This window comes from Pseudoxanthomonas sp. LH2527 (assembly GCF_022539275.1).
In the GTDB taxonomy this organism is placed as follows: Bacteria; Pseudomonadota; Gammaproteobacteria; order Xanthomonadales; family Xanthomonadaceae; genus Pseudoxanthomonas_A.
This window is the reverse complement of sequence record NZ_JAKZBW010000017.1, coordinates 42,997-67,474: the sequence shown is the minus strand read 5'-3', so window position 1 is coordinate 67,474 and position 24,478 is coordinate 42,997. Positions and strand designations below refer to the sequence as shown.

General features: G+C 65.5%; 21 protein-coding genes and 3 tRNA genes. 19 read left to right on the top strand and 5 right to left on the bottom strand.

Annotation, left to right across the window (positions count from 1 at the left end; translation table 11 throughout):
• Positions 1-142: 142 nt before the first annotated feature.
• From MMG85_RS10790 to MMG85_RS18470, 6 genes are read left to right on the top strand one after another with little or no spacing between them, the layout of a single operon-like run.
• Entirely contained in the window at positions 143-700 is a 558-nt protein-coding gene (locus MMG85_RS10790) for a GspH/FimT family pseudopilin (RefSeq protein WP_241046041.1), read from the top strand.
• Positions 694-1,170, top strand: coding sequence for a type IV pilus modification protein PilV (pilV, locus tag MMG85_RS10785; protein ID WP_241046040.1), 477 nt, complete (start codon positions 694-696; stop codon positions 1,168-1,170). The genes MMG85_RS10790 and pilV overlap by 7 nt, the downstream gene beginning before the upstream one ends.
• Positions 1,167-2,066: a prepilin-type N-terminal cleavage/methylation domain-containing protein gene (locus tag MMG85_RS10780; RefSeq protein ID WP_241046039.1), complete on the top strand. Its 900-nt coding sequence runs from the start codon at positions 1,167-1,169 to the stop codon at positions 2,064-2,066. Before pilV ends, MMG85_RS10780 begins: the two co-directional genes overlap by 4 nt.
• The gene (locus tag MMG85_RS10775) at positions 2,063-2,629 is read left to right on the top strand and encodes a PilX N-terminal domain-containing pilus assembly protein (RefSeq protein WP_241046038.1); all 567 of its coding nucleotides are present in this window, start codon (positions 2,063-2,065) and stop codon (positions 2,627-2,629) included. The genes MMG85_RS10780 and MMG85_RS10775 overlap by 4 nt, the downstream gene beginning before the upstream one ends.
• A 1-nt stretch (position 2,630) precedes the next feature.
• Positions 2,631-6,302, top strand: coding sequence for a PilC/PilY family type IV pilus protein (locus MMG85_RS10770; protein ID WP_241046037.1), 3,672 nt, complete (start codon positions 2,631-2,633; stop codon positions 6,300-6,302).
• 3 nt (positions 6,303-6,305) lie between these two features.
• Positions 6,306-6,737: a type IV pilin protein gene (locus tag MMG85_RS18470; protein WP_277399830.1), complete on the top strand. Its 432-nt coding sequence runs from the start codon at positions 6,306-6,308 to the stop codon at positions 6,735-6,737.
• A gap of 61 nt (positions 6,738-6,798) precedes the next feature.
• Here MMG85_RS18470 and MMG85_RS10755 read toward each other — a convergent pair.
• Positions 6,799-6,875: transfer RNA gene (locus MMG85_RS10755), tRNA-Asn, on the bottom strand.
• A 102-nt stretch (positions 6,876-6,977) separates the two neighbouring features.
• Positions 6,978-7,544 carry a GspH/FimT family pseudopilin gene (locus tag MMG85_RS10750; RefSeq protein WP_241046036.1) on the bottom strand — a complete coding sequence of 189 codons (567 nt, stop codon included), beginning with the start codon at positions 7,542-7,544 and terminating at the stop codon, positions 6,978-6,980.
• Positions 7,545-7,695: 151 nt separating this feature from the next.
• On the opposite strand from MMG85_RS10750, the gene uvrB reads away from it, so the two are divergent.
• The 13 genes from uvrB (at position 7,696) to MMG85_RS10685 (ending at position 19,868) form a co-directional block, all read left to right on the top strand.
• Positions 7,696-9,717, top strand: a complete 2,022-nt coding sequence (gene uvrB / locus MMG85_RS10745) for an excinuclease ABC subunit UvrB (protein WP_241046035.1) — start codon at positions 7,696-7,698, stop codon at positions 9,715-9,717.
• Positions 9,718-9,792: 75 nt separating this feature from the next.
• A tRNA-Val gene (locus MMG85_RS10740) sits at positions 9,793-9,867 on the top strand.
• 316 nt (positions 9,868-10,183) lie between these two features.
• Positions 10,184-12,091, top strand: a complete 1,908-nt coding sequence (gene thrS / locus MMG85_RS10735; RefSeq protein WP_241046034.1) for a threonine--tRNA ligase — start codon at positions 10,184-10,186, stop codon at positions 12,089-12,091.
• A gap of 47 nt (positions 12,092-12,138) precedes the next feature.
• A complete protein-coding gene (infC, locus tag MMG85_RS10730) occupies positions 12,139-12,663 on the top strand; it encodes a translation initiation factor IF-3 (RefSeq protein WP_082563055.1) in 525 nt (174 codons plus the stop codon).
• Between the two features lie 353 nt (positions 12,664-13,016).
• Positions 13,017-13,214: a 50S ribosomal protein L35 gene (rpmI, locus tag MMG85_RS10725; protein ID WP_014160066.1), complete on the top strand. Its 198-nt coding sequence runs from the start codon at positions 13,017-13,019 to the stop codon at positions 13,212-13,214.
• A 10-nt stretch (positions 13,215-13,224) separates the two neighbouring features.
• Positions 13,225-13,584, top strand: coding sequence for a 50S ribosomal protein L20 (gene rplT, locus MMG85_RS10720; protein WP_055936072.1), 360 nt, complete (start codon positions 13,225-13,227; stop codon positions 13,582-13,584).
• A 220-nt stretch (positions 13,585-13,804) separates the two neighbouring features.
• Positions 13,805-14,800: a phenylalanine--tRNA ligase subunit alpha gene (gene pheS, locus MMG85_RS10715; RefSeq protein ID WP_241046033.1), complete on the top strand. Its 996-nt coding sequence runs from the start codon at positions 13,805-13,807 to the stop codon at positions 14,798-14,800.
• 127 nt (positions 14,801-14,927) lie between these two features.
• Positions 14,928-17,321: a phenylalanine--tRNA ligase subunit beta gene (gene pheT, locus MMG85_RS10710; protein WP_241046032.1), complete on the top strand. Its 2,394-nt coding sequence runs from the start codon at positions 14,928-14,930 to the stop codon at positions 17,319-17,321.
• A gap of 56 nt (positions 17,322-17,377) precedes the next feature.
• Positions 17,378-17,677 carry an integration host factor subunit alpha gene (locus MMG85_RS10705; protein WP_055936063.1) on the top strand — a complete coding sequence of 100 codons (300 nt, stop codon included), beginning with the start codon at positions 17,378-17,380 and terminating at the stop codon, positions 17,675-17,677.
• Complete coding sequence (locus MMG85_RS10700; RefSeq protein WP_055936060.1) at positions 17,658-18,014, top strand: MerR family transcriptional regulator; 357 nt, start codon at positions 17,658-17,660, stop codon at positions 18,012-18,014. The genes MMG85_RS10705 and MMG85_RS10700 overlap by 20 nt, the downstream gene beginning before the upstream one ends.
• 86 nt (positions 18,015-18,100) lie before the next feature.
• Positions 18,101-18,177 (top strand) — tRNA-Pro (locus tag MMG85_RS10695).
• A gap of 105 nt (positions 18,178-18,282) precedes the next feature.
• Positions 18,283-18,753, top strand: coding sequence for a cupin domain-containing protein (locus MMG85_RS10690; protein ID WP_241046031.1), 471 nt, complete (start codon positions 18,283-18,285; stop codon positions 18,751-18,753).
• An 89-nt stretch (positions 18,754-18,842) separates the two neighbouring features.
• The gene (locus MMG85_RS10685; RefSeq protein WP_241046030.1) at positions 18,843-19,868 is read left to right on the top strand and encodes a TraB/GumN family protein; all 1,026 of its coding nucleotides are present in this window, start codon (positions 18,843-18,845) and stop codon (positions 19,866-19,868) included.
• 21 nt (positions 19,869-19,889) lie between these two features.
• Here the strand turns inward: MMG85_RS10685 and dxs are convergent, their stop codons facing one another.
• The 3 genes from dxs to MMG85_RS10670 form a co-directional block, all read right to left on the bottom strand.
• Complete coding sequence (dxs, locus tag MMG85_RS10680; RefSeq protein WP_241046029.1) at positions 19,890-21,794, bottom strand: 1-deoxy-D-xylulose-5-phosphate synthase; 1,905 nt, start codon at positions 21,792-21,794, stop codon at positions 19,890-19,892.
• 126 nt (positions 21,795-21,920) lie between these two features.
• Entirely contained in the window at positions 21,921-22,574 is a 654-nt protein-coding gene (locus tag MMG85_RS10675) for an HNH endonuclease (protein ID WP_082563054.1), read from the bottom strand.
• A 94-nt stretch (positions 22,575-22,668) separates the two neighbouring features.
• A complete protein-coding gene (locus MMG85_RS10670) occupies positions 22,669-24,465 on the bottom strand; it encodes an acyl-CoA dehydrogenase C-terminal domain-containing protein (RefSeq protein ID WP_241046028.1) in 1,797 nt (598 codons plus the stop codon).
• Positions 24,466-24,478: the final 13 nt, after the last annotated feature.

Sequence of the window (24,478 nt, the reverse complement as noted above, 5' to 3'; positions counted from 1 at the left end):
TTCAGGGCATCATGCCTGCCCGGACCGGGGGCTGACAGGCGCCATCGTGCCATTCAGGGTCCTGATTACGCCGTTCATTCTGTAACCGGTGGCATCGCGGCCGGCCACGGCCTACGTTGTCACCCTGCAAAAGGGGAGTGGTATGTCCGTTTTCCGTCGAAGCCGCCAACAGGCCTCATGCCGCCGCAAGGATGGGCAGGGTTTCACCCTGATCGAACTGATCGTCACGCTCGCGGTGGCGGCCATCATCGCCGCAATCGGCTTGCCCGCCATGCAGCAGTTGATCAATGCGAACCGCCTCAATGGTCAGGCAGAGGAGCTGTCCAGTGCCATCCAGCTGGCGCGGTCGGAGGCTGTCCGCACGGCGGCCCCGGTCACGATCTGCGGCAGTGAGGACGGCACCACCTGCGCCGACACGGACGAATGGTCGCGCGTGATCATCCGCGGCCGCGACAATCTCGCATCGGAAGGCGGCGACGAGGTGACCAGCGTCTATCGCGACGTCACGCTGCCCGCCGGCATGCAGATGAGTGGGCCCGCTGCGGGCGTCACCTTCAGGCCTTCCGGATTGAGTGCCGCGCAGGCCACGATCACGGTCTGCCTCCCGACCACCAAGCCGGCACAGAACCAGCGCGTGATCACCGTCCTGATCAGTGGCGCTGCGCGTACAACCCGTAACGACGGAGCAGGTGAATGTTGAAGAATCCCGTCCGCATGATGCGCCACGGTCGCCCTGGTGCGCCTTCGCGCCAGCGCGGCATCAGCCTGATCGAGGTGCTGGTGTCGGTGGTTGTCCTCGGCATCGGCCTGCTGGGCGTGGCCGCGATGCAGTCCATCGCACTGCGTGGCGGGCAAAGCTCGCTGGAAAGCAGTCAGGCAGTCATCCAGACCACCTCGATCCTGGAGTCCATGCGGACCAACGCCGCCAACGCGGCGTCCTACAACACGGCCGACTGGGTCTGCACGGCGGGGACCGGCGGCACGCTGGCCCAGAACGACATGCGTGACTGGATCGACAGCCTGAAGACCACCATGGGCACTGCCGACGACGACACCACGTGTGGCCGGATATCCGGTTGCCCGGATGCCTGCGTGATTGGCGTGCGCTGGAACGACGAGCGCGCCGGCGGCGAGGCCGAGCGCACGATCGAGACGAGGAGCGCGATATGAATTCCTTCCTCGCGCAGCGGTCGCCGTTGGGGCGCCACCACCAGCGTGGCCTGAGCCTGATCGAGTTGATGGTGGCGCTGGTGCTGGGCTTGCTGGTGGTGGGTGCCGCGTTCGCGATCTTCCATTCCAACCAGATGACCTACCAGTCGAATCAGGGCCTTGCCCGCATGCAGGAGAACGCACGCGTGGCATTCGAGCTGGTCTCGCAGGATATCCGGGGAGCGGGTGGCAATTCCTGCAGCAAATACGCACAGGTCGGCATTGACGACACCAGCGAAGAGGCGGAGCTGATCCGCGACACCTATGTCAGCGGCGATGCGACGCGCATGCGGCTGGTGGGCGGCGACAACGTGGCCTATCGGGTGGTGTCGGCTGCCAGCAATTCGATCACGCTGGACGAGGACGACCTGCCGGCCAGCGGCAACGTCTTCGACGACGGTGATGTGCTGTTGCTGTGCAATCCCGGCAGGACCTTCGTCGTGGAAGTGAGCGGCGATGTCACTGGCGCTACCGTCACGTTCACGCCGTCGTTGCCGGCAGGCGTCACCCTCACCGGATCGCCGGCCGCTCCGACGACGGCGATGATCGCGCGTATGCGCGACGTGGAATGGTTCGTCGAAGCGAACGGGCGGGGTGGCGCGCTCGGCAACTCGCTGTACGTCAGTCGCAACGGCGGCGATCGCGAAGAAGTCGCCGAGGGTGTCCAGGACATCACCATCGGGTATCTGCACAGCGGTGCGGCGGACTACGTCGCCGCCGCGCTGCCCCGTCCTGCCGAGGTCGTGGCTGTCCGCGTCACCATGACCCTGCGCGGCCAGGATGTCGATGGAGCCCAGTTGACGCGGCAGACCTCCAATGTCGTCAGCCTGAGAAAAGGGAGCTTGAACCCGTCATGACATCGCATGCTCGATATGGGAATGGCGCTGGCCGGACTGGACAGCAGGGCATCGCGCTGGTGGTCGTGCTGGTCCTGCTGATCGCGGTCTCGCTGCTGGGTGTTGCCGTGATGCGCAGTGCCGCGATGCAGGAGCGCATGAGCGCCAACCTGCGCGATCGTAGCGTGGCCTTTGAATCCGCCGAATCCACGCTGCGGCATGTGCAGACGGTAGTGATGGCCTCTGGTGCATGGGCACAGACGCCACCCACCAATGACGATTGCACTGATGACGGCGTGTGTCCGCGCGGGGCTGATCCCGCCTGGCAGGAAGCGCCCGACACAGCCTACGACGCGGGCCGTCTGCCCGAAGCGCCGGAGTACTGGGTCGAGTACCTGGGACAGGACGTGGCCAACAAGGTCGACGACGACGCCCAGTGCAAGTCCGAAGAAGAAAAGAACAATCCGAACCTGGACTGCAGGACGCTGAGCTACCGCGTCACCGTGCGCAGCCGCGCAGCGGGACGTGCGGACGTCCTCATCCAGGCCAACATCGTGGGTAGCGCCCAGGCCGCAGGATTCTGATATGAAGACCACCTCCAAGCATCATGCAGCGCCGAGCAAGTGGGGAGCCATTTTTGCTGCTTTCCTGGCAACCCTGCTGGCCCTGCCGGTCAATGCCGGCATCAGCATTCCCGATGATCCGCTGACCACGCAGGCGCGCGTGGCGCCGAATATCCTGTTCATCCTGGATGACTCGGGTTCGATGGCATTCAATTACATGCCGGACAGCGTGCCGAACACGTCTACCCCCAATGTGGCGAGCAACGCCTATACCCGCAATACGCTCTACTACAACCCTGCGACCGTCTACCGGCCCTGGATGCGTGCAGACGGTACGCGTATGACAGGCGGTACCAGCTTCAACGCGGTTTACGGAAGTTTCAACCGGGCAGGCGGAGGCACCATCGATCTAGCGAATGCTGCTAGTTGCCGTCGATACAATTACAACAACAACGATCATACGGACGAACTTACAGGCACGGACGGCACGCAGGTGTGTGGTGGTGTGCAGACGTTCTATGTCCCCAAGGATACTGCGAGTACGGACGCCGCCTATCTTGGCGCGGGCACCAATTATTATCGCTACCAGATTACGGGCAATGACGTTATCCGAAGCGAGTATGGCGCGGTTGCTCGAATCAACCAGGCGGGTGTGAATGTCAACGGGGCCAATCCTTACAACGGCACACTGGGAAACAATAATGTCGTGAGCCTGCCACTCACGTCCGTTGCAGCGAATCTCTTCCTGGAAATCACGATCAGCAATACCGAAACGGGTAACAACAACCGTACGCTGAACTACGTCGTCGATGCGCCGGGCGGTGCGCAGGTCTGCGGTGGCTCGCTGACCAAGGGCAATAACACCACCTGTTTTGTGAACCCGACTGTTTCGGGTCAATACCAGGTGCGGGTGCAACGTAATGACAATCGCAGCACCGCATATCGCGTCAGCGCCATCAGATACGAAACCAATAGTTGCAGTGGAGCAACGAGCGGTTCCGGTTGGATCAATTGCCAGACCAACACGACCCCCACCGGACGCACGGTCAGCGCCGAGCAGTCGAACTACGCGACTTGGTTCTCCTATCATCGTTCGCGTATGAAGGCCGCGAAAGCTGGTGCCAGCGAAGCCTTCGACGGCCTTGATGGCAAGGTTCGCGCAGGTTTCCGCACCATCTGGGGCCGAAACACCTTCAACATTCCGGTCGGTGATGGCAACGACGGCAGGTTCGTCAACAACCCCGACAATCCCGCAACGCCCGCAAACGAAGCTACTACCAGTCGAACGACATGGTATAGCCGTATGCAAAACGCGATCGGGTACAACGGTACGCCGTTGCGTAGGGCGCTAGACGACGCGGGCCGGTACTTCCAGAACACGGATGCAACCGGTCCCTACGGCCCCCAATCCGTAAGCCAGTACGCGTGCCGCCAGAACTTCTCCATCCTGACCACGGATGGGTATTGGAATGATGCCGCTGCATCGACGGCCACCGGAAATGTTGACGACACGGCTCGTAGCGCAATTACCGGACCCAACAACCAGACGTTCACCTATACGCCAGGCGCGCCCTACAACGACGGGCATTCCAATACATTGGCCGACGTGGCGATGTATTACTGGAATCGTGATCTCCGGACGGACCTCGACAACATCGTGCCGAGCTCGGATGCGAATCCGGCATTCTGGCAGCACATGGTCACGTTCGGCATCTCGATTGGCCTCAAGGGCACGTTGCCTTACTCTTCTGTTGATGAAGTGCGTTCGGCCGGCGCATTCGCCTGGCCTGAGCCGGCGGACAACCGGCAGGCCAACATCGACGACCTGCTGCACGCCGCAGTCAATGGGCGAGGCGCTTTTGTGGCTGCAAGCAACCCTACGCAGTTCACCGAGGGCCTCCGGGCGGCGCTGGAGGAGATCAGTAACCGCACCAGTTCGTACTCCAACATCGCATCGAACTCCGTCTCGCTCGAGACCGGTACGCGCGTCTACAGCGCCAGCTACACGGCCGGAACGTGGACGGGCCAGTTGACGGCACGCGCCGTCAGCGCCACGGGCGTGGGCGCGGTTCAATGGAACTCGTCCATTCCCGCGTGGGGTTCACGCAAGGTGTTCACGCGTGGCACGCTCGGCGGCGAGAGCTTCCCAACCACCGACCAGGCAGCAGCTCTGGCTCGTAGTGGTGGTCCTTCGAACTACGAAGTGTCTGGCGCCAACAATGCCAACTACATCAAGGGCGATGCCTCGCTCGAAGAGCGTAGCGGCAGCAGCACGGGCGCGCGCCTGCGCAACCGCACCAGCGTCCTGGGCGACATCGTCAGTTCGTCTCCCGCGTATGTCGAGGACACCAACACGATCTATGTCGGCGCCAACGACGGCATGCTGCACGCCTTCGACGCCAGCAATGGTCAGGAACTGTTCGGCTACGTTCCCAACATCCTCAACTTCAACCATCTCGCCACGCTCAGTCGCGGCGACTATGCCCACAAGTTCTTCGTGGATGGCCCCATCACGGTCAGCAGCAAGGAACTGACGCCCAACAAGCACATTCTGGTGGGTACGCTGGGGCGTGGTGGCAAGGGACTCTATGCGCTGGATGTGACGAATCCCAAGGCGGCTGCCCTGGCGGCGACCGACGTCGCCAAATGGGAACGTTCCGAGACGCCGGGCAATCACATGGGGCTGGTGCTGGGCAAGCCCATCCTGGCCAAGGCGGGCGGTTCCACGGCTGTGGTGCTCGGCAATGGCATCAACAGCACCAGCGAACGCGCGGTGCTGATCGTGCTCGATGCGGAGACCGGCGCCGTCATCCAGCAGATCGATACGGGCGTGGGCTCGGCGGCGGCACCCAACGGCTTGTCGACGCCGACGGGCGCGTACGAAGCGGATGGCAAGACGCTGAAGTACGTCTTCGCGGGCGACATGCAGGGCAACGTGTGGAAGTTCGACCTGAGCAATGCGTCTTCGGCGGCATGGACGGCCACGCGTCTGTTCACCGCCACAGATACCGACGGCAACGCACAGCCGATCACGTCCAAACTCGCCATCGCCACCCATCCCCTGACGCGCAAGCGCTGGGTGTTCTTCGGAACGGGACGCTACCTGACGTCTTCCGATGCCGAGGCCACCAACGTGGCGGTGCAGAGCATGTACGGCATCATCGACGAGTCCGAGGAGGTCGATCGCGATGACCTGACCCAGCGCACCGTCGCCGTCACAGAGGACACGGTCAGTGGTTTCCCGGTGCGGGCGTTCGAGGCGAAGAGCGCGTTGCCGGCGGATTCCAAGGGCTGGTACGTCAATCTTCCCGCCAGTGGCGAACGCATCGTCCAGGATGCCCAGGTGGCATCCGGATTCCTGGTCACCGCAAGCATGGTGCCCACCGGATCGGCCTGCGATGCCGACGGCACCGGCTACATCAATGCACTCAGTGCGTTCACCGGTACCAGCGCGGGCATTTCGTTCTTCGACCTGAACAACCAGAACGGCACCAAGGACGATACGGTGGGCAACAACAACCTTCCCGTGGGTTCGGTGAATACGGGCGCTGGCATGCCGACCCTGCCCAACCTGCTGCGCGGCCTGACCATCGTGGGCGGCACCAGCGTGATCGGCAGCGCTGGCGGCGTGGGCATCGGTGGCGGCAGGCCGCGTTGGGAGCGTGTGTCGTGGATCGAAGTCAGGAGGGACTGATCGATGGAGCATCTCAGTGAAGACAGGGACACCGGAATGAACAAGCGTAGTGCGTCGGGCTTCTCCCTGATCGAGATCATGGTGGTGCTGGCCATCATCGGCATCATCGCGGCGATCGCGTGGCCCAGTTACGCGGAGTATGTCGTCAAGGGACGTCGCGAGGCGGGCAAGACCTGTCTGCTGCAGGCGGCTCAGCGCATGGAGCGCTTCTACACCGCGAATCTTGCCTACAACGCTGACGGATCACCGGATGTTTTTCCCTGTGATCCCGACGCCGCGAGGTTCTACACCGTGGCTGTCTCGGACGTGGAGGCCAGGGCGTATGTACTCTCGGCCATCCCGCAGAGCTCCCAGGCGACGCAGGATACGCGCTGCGGTACGTTGACGATCAATGCTACAGGTACCAAGTCACCGGCCACCGATGGCTGCTGGTAAAGGATTGCACTGGCGTAAACAACAAAGGCCGCGATCGCTCGCGGCCTTTGTCTTTTGCATCTGGCGCCCGAAGTTGGACTCGAACCAACGACCCCCTGATTAACAGTCAAGTGCTCTAACCGGCTGAGCTATTCGGGCGGGGCGCGTATTGTAGCCAGCCGTCCCGGCGGGGACAAGCCTCTGTCCTTGTCGATCCGCTCAAGTGCGGCTGGCGGAGCTTTCGCCCGTCGCCTGTCGGGGTCAGCAGGGCGTCTTCATGTCGCCCCGCACGGTGCGGGCGCGGCCGGTGTTGTTCATGATGACGCTGCTGGCGACGCGGCCGTCATGGCATATCCGGATCGTCAGGTTGGTGCCGTAGCTCATGCCGGTGGGTTGATAGCGGACATGACGGCGGCCCTGGGTGGACACGATGCGGATGCTGGGCTCGTCGGGGACGGTCTCGTTGCGGTAGAAGTCGTTGCCGTCGTCGGGCTGGCGATTCCCGTCCGGATCGCGGAAGGACAGCCAGTGGCCTCCCCAGTCGGTGCCGTGGCGGCAGGCGCCGGCGCCGTCGCTGGGGCAGACCACGACCGGCACGTTGTGGCTGATCGCGGTCATGCGGGCCGAGGCGAAGTGGGACACCAGCAGGTTGGCTGTCGCGCTGGCCTGCTGTCGTGCGCGGAACTCGCGCATGGACGGCAGACCAATGGCGACCATGAGCACCAGGACGGCCAGCGTCACCGACATCTCGACCAGCGTGAAACCGGTTGCGCGCCTGCACGCACCGGCATGACCTCCCTTGCGGGGAGGCGAAGGCTTCCTTGCCATCGACGACTCCTTGGATGCTTGAGCCCGTACAGGTTCATGCCGGTGGCCACCGTCCGCCATCAGGTCAATTCCTGTCCGCGTGTAGGAATTCGCCGCGGCGCCCGTCACATCCGCGTGGCTATACTCACCGGTTGACCTCTGGGCTTGCGCCATGACCGACCGCTTCCAACTCGTGTCCCCCTATTCGCCGGCCGGGGACCAGCCGCGCGCCATCGAGAAGCTCGTCGAGAATTTCGAGGCCGGGCTGGCGAAGCAGACGTTGCTGGGCGTGACGGGGTCGGGCAAGACCTACACCATCGCCAACGTGGTGCAGCAGGTGCAGAAGCCGACGCTGGTGATGGCGCCCAACAAGACGCTGGCCGCGCAGCTGTACGGCGAATTCAAGGCGTTCTTCCCTCACAACGCGGTCGAGTACTTCGTCAGCTATTACGACTACTACCAGCCCGAGGCTTACGTGCCGTCGAGCGACACCTTCATCGAGAAGGACAGTTCGATCAACGAGCACATCGAACAGATGCGGCTGGCAGCGACCAAGACGCTGCTGTCGCGTCCGGATGCGCTGGTGGTGGCGACGGTCTCCGCCATCTACGGCCTGGGGGCGCCGGAGGATTACCTCTCGCTGCGGCTGATCCTGTCGCTGGGCGAACGCATCGACCAGCGCGAACTGATCCGCCACCTGACCCAGTTGCAGTACACCCGCAATGAATACGAACTGCAGCGCGGTACGTTCCGCGTGCGTGGCGAGATCATCGACGTGCATCCGGCGGAAAGCGATGCCGAGGCGGTGCGCATCGAGCTGTTCGACGGTGAGGTCGAGGGTCTGAGCCTGTTCGATCCGTTGACCGGCGAATCGCTGCGCAAGCTGCAGCGCTATACCGTGTACCCGAAGACCCACTACGCGACCACCCGCGAGCGCGTGCTGGCCGCCATCGACACCATCAAGGTCGAGCTGAAGGACCGGCTGGAGCAGCTGTACTCGCAGAACAAGCTGGTCGAAGCGCAGCGGCTGGCGCAGCGTACCCAGTTCGACGTCGAGATGATGGCCGAGGTGGGCTTCTGTTCCGGCATCGAGAACTACTCCCGCCACCTGACCGGCAAGGCGCCGGGTGAGCCGCCACCGACCCTGTTCGACTACCTGCCCGCCGATGCGCTGCTGGTGATCGACGAATCGCACGTGACCATTCCGCAGATCGGCGCCATGTACAAGGGCGACCGCTCGCGCAAGGAGACGCTGGTGGAATTCGGTTTCCGGCTGCCGTCGGCGCTGGACAATCGGCCGCTGCGCTTCGAGGAGTGGGAAGCGCGCTCGCCCCGCAGCATCTATGTGTCGGCCACGCCCGGCCCTTACGAACTGCGCGAGTCCAATGGCGAGATAGTGGAACTGGTGGTCCGGCCCACCGGCCTGATCGATCCGGAAGTGGAAATCCGTCCGGTCGGCACCCAGGTGGACGACCTGCTGTCGCAGATCAACGAGCGCGTGGCCTGGGGCGATCGCGTGCTGGTCACCACGCTGACCAAGCGCATGGCCGAGAACCTGACCGAGTATCTCGGCGAACATGGCATCAAGGTGCGCTACCTGCACTCCGACGTCGACACCGTCGAGCGCGTGGAGATCATCCGCGATCTGCGGCTGGGCAAGTTCGATGTGCTGGTCGGCATCAACCTGCTGCGCGAGGGCCTGGACATGCCCGAGGTGTCGCTGGTGGCGATCCTCGATGCGGACAAGGAGGGCTTCCTGCGGTCCACCGGCTCGCTGATCCAGACCATCGGCCGGGCCGCGCGCAACCTGCGCGGCAAGGCCATCTTGTATGCGGACCGGATGACCCGATCGATGCAGGCCGCGATCGACGAAACCGGCCGACGCCGCGAGAAGCAGGTGGAATACAACCTGGAGCACGGCATCACGCCGAAGTCCGTGGCCCGCCCCATCGTGGACATCCTGGAGGGCGCGCGCAGCGAGGCGGCCAATGAGGGCAAGGGCGGGCGGGGCAAGTCGCGCCGCGTGGCGGAGGATCCTGCCGAGTACGGGGTGATGGATCCGGCCAAGGCGGTGGCCAGGATCAAGGCGCTGGAACAGCAGATGTACCAGCACGCGCGCGACCTGGAGTTCGAGGACGCCGCGCGCCTGCGCGACCAGATCCAGCGGCTGAAGGAGGCCAGCCTGGGCGGCTGATCGGGCCGCAGCACGTCCCGGTTGTCGGCGACCCCGCTTCCGGGCTAGAATTCGCGCCCCTGCAAAGGGCAGACCGGGCGGTTAGCTCAGCGGTAGAGCACTACCTTGACATGGTAGGGGTCACAGGTTCGAACCCTGTACCGCCCACCACGCTTCCACAGCGTGGATTCCGGACGTCCGGGGCCAGTCCGATGCGCCATCTTCATCACGAGGTGGCCCGCGGAAACGCCGGCCGAGCGTGCGACATGAGCACTACCCAGGCCTGAATCCGGTACTGCCCGAGGCACTGCATCCCGTAGGCGCCCTCGTGGCGCTTTTTTGTTGGCCGCAGGACGGCAAGGGAATCGGGAATGGGGAGTAGGGAATCGCCGCAACCACTGCGCTGGGTCCCGATGCTCCCTTCGAGTCCCACCTGCTTTCGCCGCTGCCGATTCCCCACTCCCGATTCCCCATTCCCGGCCCTCACATGATCACCATTACGCTCCCCGACGGCAGCCGCCGCGAGTTCGAACATCCCGTCTCCGTCATGGAGGTGGCGCAGTCCATCGGTGCCGGCCTGGCCAAGGCCACCGTCGCCGGCGCCGTCGACGGTGTGCTGGTCGACGCCAGCGACGTCATCGACCATGACGCATCGCTGCGCATCATCACGCCCAAGGACGAGGAGGGCGTGGAGATCATCCGTCACTCCTGCGCGCACCTGGTCGGCCATGCGGTGAAGCAGTTGTATCCGGACGTCAAGATGGTCATCGGCCCGGTCATCGCCGAGGGCTTCTACTACGACATCTACAGCGAACGTCCGTTCACCCCGGACGACCTGGCGGCCGTCGAGCAGCGCATGCAGGAACTGATCGCGCAGGACTACGACGTGATCAAGAAGATGACCCCGCGCGCCGAGGTCGTCGAGGTGTTCAAGGCCCGCGGCGAGGACTACAAGCTGCGCCTGATCGAGGACATGGGCACCGACGTCACCGCGATGGGCCTGTACTACCACCAGGAATACGTGGACATGTGCCGCGGCCCGCACGTGCCGAACACGCGCTTCCTGAAGGCGTTCAAGCTGACGCGCATCTCCGGCGCCTACTGGCGCGGCGATGCCAAGAACGAGCAGTTGCAGCGCATCTACGGCACCGCCTGGGCGGACAAGAAGCAGCTCGAGGCCTACATCCAGCGCATCGAGGAAGCGGAGAAGCGCGACCACCGCAAGATCGGCAAGCAGCAGGAGCTGTTCCACCTGCAGGAAGAGGCACCGGGCCTGGTGTTCTGGCATCCCAAGGGCTGGGCGATCTGGCAGGTGGTCGAGCAGTACATGCGCAAGGTCTACCGCGACAGCGGCTACCAGGAAGTGCGCTGCCCGCAGATCCTCGACGTTGCCCTGTGGAAGAAGTCCGGCCACTGGGACAACTACAAGGAAAACATGTTCTTCAGCGAGTCGGAGAATCGCACCTACGCGGTCAAGCCGATGAACTGCCCGGGCCATGTACAGGTGTTCAACCAGGGCCTGCACAGCTACCGCGACCTGCCGATCCGCTACGGCGAGTTCGGCGCCTGCCACCGCAACGAGCCCTCCGGCGCGCTGCACGGCATCCTGCGCGTGCGCGGCTTCACCCAGGACGACGGCCACATCTTCTGCACGGAAGACCAGATCGAAGCCGAGGTCACCGCGTTCCACCAGCAGGCGCTGAAGGTGTATGCGGACTTCGGCTTCGAGGACATCCAGATCAAGATCGCCCTGCGCCCGGAATCGCGGCTGGGCGACGATGCCACCTGGGACAAGGCCGAGGCCGCCCTGCGCGCCGCGCTGCGCAGCTGCGGGGTGGAATGGCAGGAGTTGCCGGGCGAAGGCGCCTTCTACGGCCCCAAGATCGAGTACCACCTGAAGGACGCCATCGGCCGGACCTGGCAACTGGGCACCATGCAGGTCGACTTCATGATGCCGGGCCGCCTGGGCGCCGAGTACGTGGACGAGAACAGCCAGCGGCAGCATCCGGTCATGCTGCACCGGGCCATCGTGGGCTCGATGGAGCGCTTCATCGGCATCCTGATCGAGCACCACGCTGGTGCATTCCCGTCCTGGCTGGCCCCGCAGCAGGCCGTGGTGATGAATATCACCGACGCCCAGGCCGATTATGTGGCCGAAGTCAGGAAAACCCTTGCAAATCAAGGCTTCCGGGTCGCGGCCGATTTGCGGAACGAGAAGATCGGCTATAAGATTCGCGAGCACACGCTGCAGCGGGTGCCGTACCTGCTGGTGGTCGGAGACCGCGAGAAGGACAATGGCGCCATCGCCGTACGTACGCGTTCCGGGGAAGACCTGGGCAGCATGTCCGTTGCCGCCTTCGCCGAGCGTTTGCGTAACGAGCACGCTGCACACTAAGTTCCGGCCCTTGGTGGGCCGGTACACCCCTCCCTGGAGACTGCAACATCAGCACCCCTGACAACAAGCAAAACCGCAAGAACCACGAGATCCGCGTGCCGCGGGTGCGCGTGATCGGTTCCGATGGCGAGATGATCGGCGTGCTCTCGCGCGACGAGGCGTTGGCAAAAGCCGAAGAAGAGGGCCTGGACCTGGTCGAGATCCAGCCCAACGCCGAGCCGCCCGTCTGCAAGATCATGGACTTCGGCAAGTTCAAGTTCGAGATGCAGAAAAAGGCCAACGAGGCCAAGAAGAAGACCAAGCAGGTCGAGATCAAGGAACTGAAGTTCCGTCCCGTCACCGACGAGGGCGACTACCAGATCAAGATGCGCAACATCCGCCGCTTCCTGGAAGAGGGCGACAAGGTCAAGGTCAACATCCGCTTCCGTGGTCGCGAAATGAGCCACCAGGAGCTGGGCCGCGAGATGGCCGCGCGCATCGAGGCCGAGCTGGGCGACGAGATCGTCATCGAGTCGCGCCCGCGCCTGGAAGGCCGCCAGATGGTCATGATGATCGCCCCCAAGAAGAAGTGACGTCAGCGGCCAAGCCGCTGACGCCTGCCGTTCCCCTCGCCCCGCAAGCGGGGAGAGGGCAAAGGGTGAGGGGAGGCGCCGCAAGGCGCCTTTCGCTTTTCCGCCCTCTGGCCGCAGAGCTAAGTAGCCGGATTTGCAAGAAAAAACAGCAGCGGGCATAATACGCGGCCCGGTACGCCGGGAGGCTGCTCGCAGCCGATGGACCCGTCTATGGTTCCGCTCCGGAATCAATGACTTACAAGCCGATATGGGCATGGATGGAAAGAGTGGCCTTCAGGTCTTCGCGGCAACGCCGCACAGCACCGGAAGGGCGCCGCCCGGATCAGTGACATAAACCCGTCAAGGACATAGCAATGCCCAAGATCAAGACCCACCGGGCGGCGGCGAAGCGTTTTCGCAAGACCGCATCCGGCAAGTTCAAGGCTGGCCACGCCAACCGTAGCCACATCCTCACCAAGAAAGCGACCAAGCGTAAGCGCGGCCTGCGTGCGACGAATATCATTCGCGCCGAGGACAGCGGCCGTTTGAACCGCATGCTTCCCTACCTCTGAGGACTGAGACATGGCACGAGTTAAGCGTGGCGTGACGGCGCGTCGCCGTCACAAGAAGGTCCTCCACCTGGCCAAGGGCTATTACAACGCCCGTCGCAAGGTGTTCCGCGTCGCCAAGCAGGCGGTCATCAAGGCGGGTCAGTACGCCTACATTGGCCGCAAGCAGAAGAAGCGCAATTTCCGTTCGCTGTGGATCACCCGCATCAACGCGGCGGCCCGCATCAACGGCCTGAGCTACAGCCGTTTCATGAACGGCCTGCTGAAGGCTGGCATCACCCTGGACCGCAAGGTGCTGGCGGACATCGCCGTGCACGACGCGACCGGTTTTGCGGCCCTGGCTGAGAAGGCGAAGGGCGCACTCGCGGCGTAAGCCGCGTCTCCACCGTAAAGCACGCCGGCAATCCATCGCCGGCAACACGTGGGGAAGGGCGCGAGTCCTTCCCCATTGTTTTTTGTGGGTTGCCGTCATTCCGGCGAAAGCCGGAATCCATCTTGATCTTCGTGCGCAAGGCCGCCAAACGCGAAGCAGATGCAACGGCAGAATGGATCCCGGCTTTCGCCGGGATGACGACACGAGGCCCGATCAAGAAATGAGCGATATCGAATCCCTGTCCACCCAGGCGCTGGCCGACATCGCCGCCGCGCAGTCGCCCGAGGTGGTGGAGCAGTTGCGCGTCGCCCTGCTCGGCAAGAGCGGCAGCGTGACCTCGCAGCTGAAGCAACTGGGCGCACTGCCGGCCGACCAGCGCAAGGCCGTCGGCGAAGCCATCAATCGCGCACGCGACGCCATCGGCGACGCACTGTCGGCGCGCAAGTCCGTGCTGGAAGACGCAGCGCTCGACACGCGCCTGGCCGGCGAAACCATCGACGTCACCCTGCCTGGTCGCAGCGGCGCACGTGGTGGCCTGCATCCGATCAGTCGCACGCTGGAGCGCATCGCCGAGATCTTCGGGCGGCTGGGCTACGAACTGGCCGACGGTCCCGAAATCGAGGACGACCGCCACAATTTCGAGGCGCTGAACTTCCCGCCGCACCACCCGGCGCGCGCCATGCACGACACGTTCTACTTCGGCGACGGCCGCCTGCTGCGCACGCACACCTCCGGTGTGCAGGTGCGCTACATGGACGCCCACCAGCCGCCACTGCGCATGATCGCCGCCGGCAAGGTGTACCGCAGCGACAGCGACCAGACGCATTCGCCGATGTTCCACCAGGTCGAAGGCCTGCTGGTGGACGAGCATTCGACCTTCGCCGATCTGAAGGGCACGCTGGCCGAGTTCGTGCGCGCGTTCTTCGAGCGCGATTTCGAGATGCGCTTCCGCCCCAGCTACTTCCCGTTCGTCGAGCCGGGTGCCGAAGTCGACATCGCCTGGCAGCAGCCCGACGGCAGCACCCGCTGGCTGGAAGTGCTGGGCTGCGGCATGGTCCATCCGAACGTGCTGCGCAACTGCGGCATCGACCCGGAGCGCTACACCGGCTTCGCCTTCGGCCTGGGCGTGGAGCGCTTCGCGATGCTCCGCTACGGCGTCAACGACCTGCGCGCGTTCTTCGAGAACGATGTGCGGTTCCTCAGGCAGTTCGCCTGAGGGCCGGGAATCGGGAATGGAGAATGGGGAATCGGCAAAAGCGCCCTTCCACTCCATGCCGATCACCACGCGCCAAGCTGCTTGACGATTCTCCATTCCCCATTCCCTATTCCCGAAATTTCAAAAAATGAAATTTTCCGAAAACTGGCTACGCAGCCACGTCCCCGCCCAGGCCACCCGCGACGAACTGTCTGCGACGCTCACCGCGATCGGTCTGGAGGTCGAAGAGGTCACCGCGCTGGGCGATGGCCTGGCCAACGTGGTGGTGGCGCGCATCGTCGAATGCGCCAGGCATCCCGAAGCCGATCGCCTGCAGGTTTGTCAGGTGGATGCGGGGCAGGGTGAGCTGCTGCAGATCGTCTGCGGTGCGCCCAACGCGCGTCCCGGCCTGATCGCGCCGCTCGCCATGGTGGGTGCCAAGGTGGGCGGCATCGCCATCAAGGCGGCCAAGCTGCGCGGCGTGGAGTCCAACGGCATGCTGTGCTCGGCCAAGGAGCTGGGCATCGACGCCGATGCCTCCGGTCTGCTGGAGCTGCCGGCCAATGCGCCGGTCGGCACGGCGGTCGCCGACTATCTGCAACTGCCTGACGCCAGCATCGAGATCAAGTTGACGCCCAACCGCGCCGACTGCTTCAGCGTGCGCGGCATCGCCTACGATGTGGCCGCTGCGCTGGGCAGCGAAGTGAAGCCGTTCGACGCCGCGCCCGTGCCGGCGCAGAGCCCGGTCGCGCTGGCCGTCGAACTGGAGGCCGGTGCACGCGTGCCGCGGTTCGTGGGCCGCGTGATCGAGGGCGTCGACGCCACCGTGCCGTCGCCGGTGTGGATGGCCGAACGCCTGCGCCGCAGTGGGGTGCGCCCGATCAGTTTCCTGGTCGACGTGACCCAGTACGTGATGCTGGAACTCGGCCAGCCGATGCATGCCTTCGACAAGGATGCGCTGGAGGGTGGCATCGTCGTGCGTCCTGCGCGCAAGGATGAAACCGTCGCGCTGCTGGATGGTCGTACCGTGGCGCTCGATGACGATTTCCTGGTCGTGTCGGATGACCGCGGCGGCCGCGCCGCGCGCGCCGTGGCACTGGGCGGCATCATGGGCGGGCTGGATACGCGCGTCACCGACGCCACGCGCAACGTCTTCCTGGAAGCCGCGCACTGGATTCCCTCCGCCATCATCGGGCGCAGCCGCAAGCTGGGCCTGCACACCGATGCCGGCCATCGCTTCGAGCGTGGCGTCGATCCGGAGCTGCCGCGCATCGCGGTGGAGTACGCCACCCGCCTGATCCTCGAGATCGCCGGCGGCGTGCCCGGCCCGACCACCGAGGCGGTGCTGCCCGAGCATCTGCCCAGGCCGACCGCCATCCTGCTGCGTCGCGCCCGCGTGGCGCGTGTGCTGGGCGTGGAGATTCCCGACGCCGAGATCGAACGCATCCTGCGCGCGCTGGGCCTGCAGGCCGCCGCGGTCGCCGAGGGCTGGAGCGTGGTCGCGCCGAGCCGGCGGTTCGATATCGCCATCGAGGAAGACCTGATCGAGGAACTGGCGCGCATCCACGGTTACGACCGCGTGCCCACCACCTTGCCGGGCGGCGCCACCCGCATCGCATCGCCGAGCGAGACCCGCGTCGAACCCGGTGAGGTGCGCCGCCAACTGGCGGCACGCGACTACTTCGAGACGGTCAACTTCGCCTTCGTCGATGCCAAGTGGCTTGCGCTCTGGGGAGCGGCCGAGGGCGCGGTGCCGTTGGCGAATCCGCTGAGCGCCGAGCTGGCGATCATGCGCACCGGCCTGCTGCCCGGCGTGGTGGCGGCGCTGCAGCGCAATGCTGCGCGCCAGGCCGGTCGCGTGCGCCTGTTCGAGATCGGCAATGTGTTCCATGCGCCGGCGCAGGCCGGCGAAGCGCCCGTCGAGTCATTGCGGCTCGCCGCCGCGATCACCGGCGACGCGGTCGCCGAGCAGTGGGGCGTGCCGTTGCGCAAGGCCGATTTCCACGATCTCAAGGGCGATCTGGAAAGCGTGGCGGCATTGGCCGGCGCCGTTCTCGAGTTCCGCCCCTCGCGCGCCGCCCATGCCCACCCGGGGCGTTCGGCCGACGTCTACCGCGATGGCACCTGCATCGGCTGGATCGGGCAACTGCATCCGCGCCTGCAACGCGCGCTGGACCTGGACGCCGATGTATTCGCCTTCGAACTGGAACTGGTGCCGTTGAGTGCCCGCGCACTGCCGCGCGCGACGGAGTTGTCCCGCTATCCGTCCGTCCGCCGGGACCTCGCGTTCGTCGTGGCCGAAGAGGTCTCCTGGGCGGCCCTCGCCGCGACCGCCAGGGACGCCGCGGGCCCGCTGCTGCGTGATGTCCAGCTGTTCGACCGCTATGTCGGGCAGGGGGTCGAATCCGGTCAAAAGAGTCTCGCTATGGGCTTGATTTTGCAGGACAACTCACGCACTCTCACCGAGGTCGAGGTAGCGCAGGTCGTGGCTGCCGTCGTGGCCGCGATCGAGGCAGCGCACGGCGCGAAGATCCGCGGATGATCGGTATGAAGACAGTGGCACGGCCGGTGACGGCCGCAATGGGGATGCAGTAATCCATGGCATTGACGAAGGCGGAGATGGCCGAACGTCTGTTCGACGAGGTCGGCCTGAACAAGCGCGAGGCGAAGGAATTCGTCGACGCCTACTTCGACGTGCTGCGCGAGGCCCTGGAGCAGGGCCGGCAGGTGAAGCTGTCCGGGTTCGGCAATTTCGACCTGCGGCGCAAGAACCAGCGCCCCGGCCGCAATCCGAAGACCGGTGAGGAAATCCCGATCTCGGCACGGACGGTGGTGACCTTCCGGCCGGGCCAGAAACTCAAGGAGCGGGTGGAAACATATGCTGGATCCGGGCAGTAACCGCGAGCTTCCGCCGATTCCGGCAAAGCGCTACTTCACCATCGGTGAGGTGAGCGAGCTGTGCGACGTGAAGCCGCACGTGCTGCGGTACTGGGAGACCGAGTTTCCCAGCCTGGAACCGGCCAAGCGCCGCGGCAACCGCCGCTACTACCAGCGCCATGACGTGCTGATGGTGCGGCAGATCCGCGGCCTGCTGTACGAACAGGGCTACACCATCGGTGGTGCCCGCCTGCGCCTGGAAGGCGAGGGCGCCAAGCAGGAATCGGCGATGAGCGCGCAGATCGTGCGCCAGGTGCGGATGGAGCTGGAGGAAATCCTCCAGTTGCTCCGCCGTTGATATGCCACGGCGCTCCTGCTGGGAGTCGCCGAGGAATTCCGGCTATAATGCGCGGCCCGTCGCAAGGCGGGCCGAACCGCGAGATTCGGGGCGTAGCGCAGCCTGGTAGCGCATCTGCCTGGGGGGCAGAGGGTCGTCGGTTCAAATCCGGCCGTCCCGACCAATCGCGGTTCGACATCAAGCCTGCGCCGATGCGTGGGCTTTTTTGTGCCCGTCGTACGCCAATGGCGACGATCCATAATCTCCGGCGGCACGTACAGGAAACCCGATGAATCCGATTACCGATGCGCTGGTCCGCGAGCTGCAACTGGCGCCGCATCCGGAAGGCGGGTATTTCCGTCGCGTCTACGAGTCGGCCAAGCGCACCGAGGTCAACGGGATAGAGCGGCCCGCGCTGACCGCGATCAAGTTCCTGCTGCCTGAGGGCGTGGTGACGCGCTGGCATCGCGTCGACGCGACCGAGGTCTGGGACTGGCACGACGGCAGCCCGCTGGAGCTGTCGATGTTCGATCCGGAGCAGCGCACGCTCACGCGCGTGCAGCTGGACACCTCCGCACGCGGCGGGCAATCGAACCAGGTGGTGCCTGCCGGTGTCTGGCAGAGCGCGCGTTCGCTGGGCGGCTTCACGCTGGTCGACTGCTCGGTCTCGCCCGGCTTCAGCTGGCAGGGCTTCGAGCTGATGCAGAGCGGCAGCGATGTCGCGCGCACATTGCGCGAAGCGGGCGGCAAGGTCGCCTGAACCGATCGCCCCATGGCGGCGCGGCCATGCGCGCCGTAACGCCCGCGCACGGGCACACTTCCGCGATCCTTCCACACCGAGTGTCCGGGATGCGCCGTTCGTTCTTGGGGATGCTGTGGGCATCCCTGCTGATCCTTTCCCTGCCTGCGGATGCGCAGGACGTGTCCACGGCACCGGCGGTCGCTGAAGAGGGCGTGATCGACATGGAGGCCGTGGTGGTGGCCGGTGTGCAGCCCGGTCCCGGTCTGTGGAAAGTGCGGCATGGCGATCATCTGCTCTACATTCTGGGCACCCAGTCGCCGTTGCCGAAGAACATCCGCTGGCGATCGGACGAGGTCGATCAGGTGCTGGGGCTGGCCGACGAAGTGCTCGCCTCGCCCGGCATCACCGTCGACGCCGACGTGGGATTCTTCCGCGGACTGACGCTGCTGCCCTCCGCGTTGAAGGCCTCGAAGAACCCGGATGGGCAGAAGCTGGTCGAGGTCCTGCCGGCCGACCTTTACCAGCGCTGGAGCGTGCTCAAGCAGCGTCACCTGGGACGCGATGGCGGCATCGAGAAGAAACGCCCGCTGATCGCGGCCTACCAACTCTATGTCGAGGCGCTGTCGGACGCCGGCCTGCGCGAAGGGGGCGTGATCGATCCGGTGATCAACGCGGCCCTGAAGCAGCGCAAGATGAAGCGCACGCCCACGCTGCTGAAGCTCACCCTGGACGATCCGCGTGCGGCGCTGGCGGACTTCCGCAAGGAAACCCTCAAGCCAGGCGACCTGGCCTGCTTCGGCAAGACACTGGACGTCATCGAGCGCGACCTACCGCTGGTGGCGGCGCGCGCGAACGCCTGGGCCGTGGGCGACTGGTCGGCGCTGCGCTCGGGTGCCCGCCAGGACTGGCAGCAGACCTGCGCGTCGGCGTGGTTCGACACCGAGACCGCGCGCAAGCGTGGCATCGCTGACGTCGAAGGCCGGATGCAGGCCCGCTGGCTGGAGATCGCGGAGGGCGCGCTGAAGAAGAACCGGATCACCTTCGCCACGTTGCCCGTCTGGCAACTGGTCAAGTCCGATGGTTACCTGGCCGCGCTGCAGGCCCGGGGTTACGAGGTGGAAGCGCCGGAGTGATCCGGCCACCCGCCGCAGCGATCAGCCCGCGGCGGTCTTCGCCTGCAGCGCCGCCAGCGCAGGCCAGCGCTTGAGCACGCCGGCACGAATGCCGGCCGCATCGATACCGGCTTCCGCCAGCAGGTCTTCGCGGCTGGCATGGTGCTGGAACTCGTCCGGCAGGCCCAGGTGCAACACCGGCATGACCAGACCTTCCTCGTTGAACAGTTCGGCCACACCCGAGCCCGCACCGCCCATCACCACGTTGTCCTCGATGGTGACGAAGCCCTGGTGCGTCTTCGCCAGTTCGAGCAGCAGGTCGCGGTCCAGCGGCTTAACGAAGCGCATGTTCACCACGGTCAGGCCCAGCTCGCGGCCCACCTGCTCGGCGGCCGCGACGGTGGAGCCGAACGCGAGCAGCGCCACGCGGTTGCCGCGCACGCGCAGGTCCGCCTTGCCGATCGGCAGCGTGTCCAGCGTCGACTGCAACGCCACGCCGGGGCCGGTGCCGCGCGGATAACGCACGGCGGCCGGGCCGTTGAAGTGGTAACCGGTGCTCAGCATCTGCCGGCATTCGTTTTCGTCGGCCGGCGCCATCACCACCATGTGCGGCACGCAGCGCAGGTAGCTCAGGTCGAGGTTGCCGGCGTGGGTGGCGCCGTCGGGTCCGACCACGCCACCGCGGTCGATGGCGAACAGCACGTCGAGCTTCTGGATCGCCACGTCGTGCACCAGCTGGTCGTAGCCGCGCTGCAGGAAGGTCGAGTAGATCGCCACCACCGGCTTGCTGCCTTCGCAGGCCATGCCCGCCGCCAGCGTCACCGCGTGCTGCTCGGCGATCGCGACGTCGAAGTAGCGTTGCGGATACTCCTTGCTGAAGCGCACCAGGCCTGAGCCTTCGCGCATTGCCGGGGTGATGCCCAGCAGCTTCGGCTCGGCGGCGGCCATGTCGCACAGCCAGTCGCTGAAAATGTCGGTGTAGGTGGGCTTCTTGGCGCCGCCCTTGCTGACCAGGCCCTTCTCGGGATCGAACGGGCCGACGGCGTGGTAACCGATCTGGTCGCCCTCGGCCAGCTCGTAGCCCTTGCCCTTGGTGGTCAGGATGTGGAGCAGCTGCGGACCCTTCAGCGTCTTGAGCGTCTTCAGGGCGCCGACCAGCGCCTCCACATCATGGCCGTCGATCGGGCCGGTGTAGTGGAAGCCCATCTGCTCGAACAGCGTGGACGGCACGAACATGCCTTTCCAGTGTTCTTCCCAGCGCCGCATGAAGCGCGCCGGCGGCTTCTTCTTGTCGCCCAGCAGTTTCTTGCCGCTCTCTCGCAGCGCGTTGAGCGTGCGGCTGCTGCTCAGCCGGCCGAGCATCTTGGTCAGGCCGCCGACGTTCTCGGAGATCGACATCTGGTTGTCGTTGAGGATCACCAGCAGGTTCGGCTCCGGCTCCATGCCACCGGCATGGTTCAGCGCCTCGAACGCCATGCCCGCGGTCATCGCACCATCGCCGATCACCGCGACCACCTTGCGGTCGTCGCCCTGCTGCTGCAGCGCAATCGCCATGCCGAGCGCGGCGGAGATCGACGTGGACGAGTGACCGACGCCGAAGGTGTCGTACTCGCTCTCCTCGCGCTTCGGGAACGGCGCCACACCGTCCTTCTGCTTCACCGTGTGAATGGTGTCGCCACGGCCGGTCAGGATCTTGTGGGGGTAGGTCTGGTGGCCGACGTCCCATACCAGCCGGTCGCGCGGAGTGTCGAACAGGTAGTGCAGCGCGACCGTCAGTTCGATCACGCCCAGGCCCGCGCCGAAATGCCCGCCGCTCCTGCCGACCGACTCGATCAGATAGCCCCGCAGCTCCTCGGCGATGGCGGGCAGCTCGGCTTCGTCGAACTGGCGCAGGTCGGCCGGGAGATGGATGCGAGAGAGACGGGGATAGCGGTCGGGGGCGATCATTGGCGGCAGGCGTGTTCTAGGCCGTCATTGTCCCCCCCCGATGTGAAGCGGGGCAAGCAAGCGCGTGAAGCCGGCGTGGGGTAGGCCGGGGCGGTTCAGGAACGGCGTGAAGGGACGTGGCCCGGGTCAGGCCGAGAGCTTGGACTTCTTCGGCAGCTGGGCTTTCAGGAATGCCATCTGGTCGGCCAGGATGTTGCGGTTGGACAGGATCAGGTGTTCGATCCAGCTGGGCCGGTACGGGACGGCGAGCAGCGGCATGTGGGCCTGCTGCGGGGTGCGGTTGCTCTTGCGCGAATTGCAGTGGAAGCAGGCCGTCACCACGTTCTCCCAGATGTCCTTGCCGCCCTTGGACAGCGGCAGCACGTGGTCGCGGGTCAGGTGCGGGCGCGAGTACTCGTGGCCGCAGTACAGGCACAGGTGCGCGTCGCGGGCGAACAGCGCGGTGTTGGTGAGCGTCGGCGTGGGCGACAGCGCATGCGCCCGGGCATGGCCGCGCGAGGCCACGATGGGGTGCAGTTCGATCAGGCTCTGTTCGCCGGTCAGCCGCGAGACGCCGCCGTGCACGTGCAGGCAGGGATCGCCGAGTGTCCAGGCGACTGCGCCACGCGCGTACAGGCAGGTCGCATCCTGCCAGTTGATCCAGTCGAGCACGCGCCCATGTGCATCCAGCGACAGCAGTCGCAGGGCGGCGGGGTGGGGACGGGGAGACGACGGCGACGGGACCGGTGAAAGGCGGGAACCGGTCTGGACCAGGTGAAGCTGAGCTCTGTCTGCTTCCATGGAGAAGCAGGTTATACCCAAATGTTGACGAAATGTGTATCGCGTGTGGCTTTTCACCGGAGGAGCGCGCTGCCCGCACTCCTCCGGTACCGGATTACGCCTCGCCGAAGCGCGCCTCGTCCATCGCCATCAGCGTGTCCGCGCCGGATTCGATGGCGGCGGCATGGGCCAGCGTGCGCGGCAGGATGCGGGCGAAGTAGAAGCGCGCGGTTTCGCGCTTGGCCTGCTTGAAGGACTCGCCATGCGACGAGGCATCGGCGGCGGCCACGCTGCGCGCCCACCAGTAGGCCAGCACCACGTAGCCGGCGTAGAACAGGTAGTCCGTGCTGGCCGCGCCGATTTCCTCGGGGTTGGCCGCCGCGCGCTGCAGGATGTTCTTGGTCAGCCCGGCCCACTCGGCCGCCTTCTGCTGCAGCGGGTCGACGAATTCGGTCATCGACGCATCGTCCTTGTGCTGCTGCACGAATGCATGCACGTCGGCCAGGAACAGCTTCAAACCGGCGGCTTGCGTGGCGGCGGTCTTGCGGCCCATCAGGTCGAGCGCCTGGATGCCGGTGGTGCCTTCGTACAGCGTGGTGATGCGGGCATCGCGCGCGAGCTGTTCCATGCCGTGCTCGTGGATGTAGCCATGGCCGCCGAAGCACTGCAGCGCGTGGTACGTGTTCTCGATGCCCCATTCGGTCTGGCACGCCTTCGAGATCGGCGTGAGGAAACTGACCAGCGTGTCGGCGCGCTCGCGTTCGGCAGGATCCTCGGCGTGGGTGGCCACGTCGATCAGGCTGCCCGCATGCAGCGCCAGCAGGCGGCTGCCTTCGATCAGCGACTTCATCGTCAGCAGCATGCGGCGCACGTCGGGATGCACGATGATCGGGTCGGCCGGTTTGTCGGGGTACTTCGGACCGCTCAGTGAGCGCGTCTGCAGGCGCTCGCGCGCGTAACGCAGCGCGTTCTGGTAGGCGCGCTCGCTCAGGCCCACGCCCTGCAGGCCCACGCCGAGGCGTGCGGTATTCATCATGGTGAACATCGCCTGCAGGCCCTTGTGCGGCTGGCCGACCAGGTAGCCCTCCGCGCCGTCGAAGTTCATCACGCAGGTGACGGAGGCCTTGATGCCCATTTTGTGCTCGATCGAGCCGCAGGCCAGCGCGTTGCGCTCACCCACCGTGCCATCGCGGGCGACCTTGAACTTCGGCGTGACGAACAGCGAGATGCCCTTCGCGCCGGGCGGCGCGTCGGGCAGTTTGGCCAGTACCAGGTGCACGATGTTGTCGGTCAGGTCGTGCTCGCCGGCGGTGATGAAGATCTTGGTGCCGGTGATGGCGTAGCTGCCGTCGGCATTCGGCTCGGCCTTGGTCTTCAGCAGGCCGAGGTCGGTGCCGCAATGCGGTTCGGTCAGGCACATGGTGCCGGTCCAGCGGCCATCGACCAGCGGCTTGAGGAAGACCTCCTGCTGCCAGGCCTCGCCATGGTGCTTGAGCGCTTCCACCGCGCCATGCGACAGCAGCGGGAAGTTGCCCCAGGCCAGGTTGCTGGCATTGACCAGTTCGTTGAGCGGCACGCCCATGGTGTGCGGCAGGCCCTGGCCGCCGAAGTCCGGCGACGAGGTCAGGCCGGTCCAGCCGCCTTCCACGAACTGCGCATACGCGGCCTTGAAGCCGGGCGGCGTGGTGACCTCGCCGGTCGCCTTGTCAAGCTGGCTGCCGATCTCGTCGCCCACGCTGTTGAGGGGGGCGAGCACGGTTTCGGTGAAGCGCGCCGCCTCGTCGAGTACGGCATCGAGGATGTCGCGGGTGGCCTCGGTGTAGCCGAGGCGCTGGAACAAGGCTTCGACGCCCAGCACGTCGTACAGGGCGAAGCGGAGATCGGTCAGGGGGGCTTTGTAGGACGCGGGCATGCGGGTTCTCGGA